Source organism: Nakamurella sp., assembly GCF_048594475.1.
Taxonomy (GTDB): domain Bacteria; phylum Actinomycetota; class Actinomycetes; order Mycobacteriales; family Nakamurellaceae; genus Nakamurella.
In genome coordinates, this window is sequence record NZ_JBMDXT010000434.1 from 1 (window position 1) to 1879 (window position 1879).

Below are 1879 nucleotides of genomic sequence, written 5' to 3' on the forward strand. Positions count from 1 at the left end.
GGCATCGCCGTCGTGTTCATCTCGCACTCGATGCCGCACGTGCTCCAGGTCTCGGACCGGGTGCAGGTGCTGCGGTTGGGCCGGCGCATCGCCACCTTCCGCGCCGACCAGACCCACGTGGAAGAACTCGTCGGCGCCATGACCGGCGCTCTGGACCAGAAGGACGCGGCATGAGCTCCGTCAAGAACTCTCCGAGCACCTCAGCGGCCAAGCCGGCCGTCGACCTGGGCGAGGACAACGGTCCGTTGCTCGCCCGCATCTTCAAGCTGCAGTCCGTGTGGATCCTGTGCGTGCTGATCGCCATCTGCCTGATCTTCTCGCTGGCCGCCGGCAGCAAGTTCTTCGCCTGGTCCAACATCGCGACCATCACCCAGAACGTCTCCATCTGGGCCGTTCTGGGCGTCGGGATGACGTTCGTCATCATCACATCGGGCATCGACCTGTCGATCGGCTCGGTCCTGGTCTTCTCCTCGGTCGTGTCGGCCAAGGTCATGGAGGCGATGGGGGGCGAGGGGGTCGGCGTGGCGCTGGCCGGCGTCGTCGCGGCCGTGCTCAGCGGCGTCGCCTGGGGCATCATCAACGGCGTCCTGATCGCCAAGTCGAAGATCCCGCCGCTGATCGTCACCCTGGGCACGCTGTCCATCGCGCTGGGCCTGGCCCAGATCATCACCGGCGGCCTGGACATCCGCGCCGTGCCCGACTCCCTCACCGACACCATCGGCTACGGGCGCTTCCTCGGGATCCCGATGCTCACCATCATCGCGCTGATCGTGCTGGTGATCGGCGGCGTCGTGCTGCACAAGACCCGGTTCGGCCGCTACACGTACGCCGTCGGCTCCAACGAGGAGGCCGCCCGCCGGGTCGGCGTCAAGGTGAGCCGGCACCTGATCAAGGTCTACGGGATGACGGGCATGCTGGCCGGTTTCGCCGGTCTGCTGTCGCTGGCCCAGTACAGCACCACCACCATCGCCGGCCAGTCGCTCACCAACCTGAACGTCATCGCCGCGGTCGTCATCGGCGGCACCTCGATCTTCGGCGGCGAGGGCTCCATCTTCGGCACCGTCGTCGGCCTGTTCATCCCCGCGGTGCTGCTGTCCGGCTTCACCATCCTCGGCGTCACCCCCTACTGGCAGACCGTCGCCGTCGGCACCGTGCTGATCGCCGCCGTCTACGTCGACCAGTCCCGGCGGGCCGCCGCCTCCCGGGGAGCCAAGTCCTCCCGGCGCAGGTCCAAGCCGGCCGCGCCGGCACCGGCCGGCCCGCCGGCCACCACCCCGGCCCCGACGGCCGCCAAGGCCTAGCTCTGACCCAGATCTGACCCATATCGGGCCCGGCGCTGCCGGACCGCGCGCTCCAACGCCACACCCGTCCGTCCCCGCTCCACCCCGTCCGCCGTGCCCGCGCAGCGACGCACGGTCCCTTCCCCCACCCCACGTCCCGGGTTCTCCCGCCGTGAAAGGAAAGCAATGAAGCGTTCCAAGGTCCTCACGTCCGCCGCGGTCGGCACCTTCGCCGTCATGCTCGCGGTGACCGGATGCTCGTCCTCCAAGACCGAGTCGAGCGCCGGCACCTCGGCCGGCTCGGCGGCCGCCACGGCGAGCGCCGTGACCGGCTCGGTGGCCGCGCCGACCAAGGCCGGCAAGGACTACAACGTCGCCTTCATCCAGGGTGTGGCCGGCGACGAGTTCTACATCACCATGCAGTGCGGGATCGAGGCCGAGGCGGCCAAGCTCGGTGTCACCGTGAACACCCAGGGCGCGCAGAAGTTCGACCCGACCCTGCAGACCCCGATCCTGGATTCGGTCGTGGCCAGCAAGCCCGACGCCATCCTGATCGCGCCGACCGACGTCACCGCCATGCAGAAGCCGCTGGAGAACGC

The 1879-nt window shown here is 69.3% G+C and carries 2 protein-coding genes and 1 pseudogene; all 3 read left to right on the top strand.

The window, feature by feature from the left end:
• Window positions 1–174 (top strand): annotated as a pseudogene (locus tag ACOJUF_RS19715) (sugar ABC transporter ATP-binding protein); the annotation flags it as partial.
• The gene (locus ACOJUF_RS19720; protein WP_420123521.1) at window positions 171–1301 is read left to right on the top strand and encodes an ABC transporter permease; all 1131 of its coding nucleotides are present in this window, start codon (window positions 171–173) and stop codon (window positions 1299–1301) included. The pseudogene ACOJUF_RS19715 and the gene ACOJUF_RS19720, both read left to right, overlap by 4 nt.
• A gap of 165 nt (window positions 1302–1466) precedes the next feature.
• The coding region (locus tag ACOJUF_RS19725; RefSeq protein WP_420123522.1) for a substrate-binding domain-containing protein at window positions 1467–1879 on the top strand (413 nt) is incomplete at its 3' end.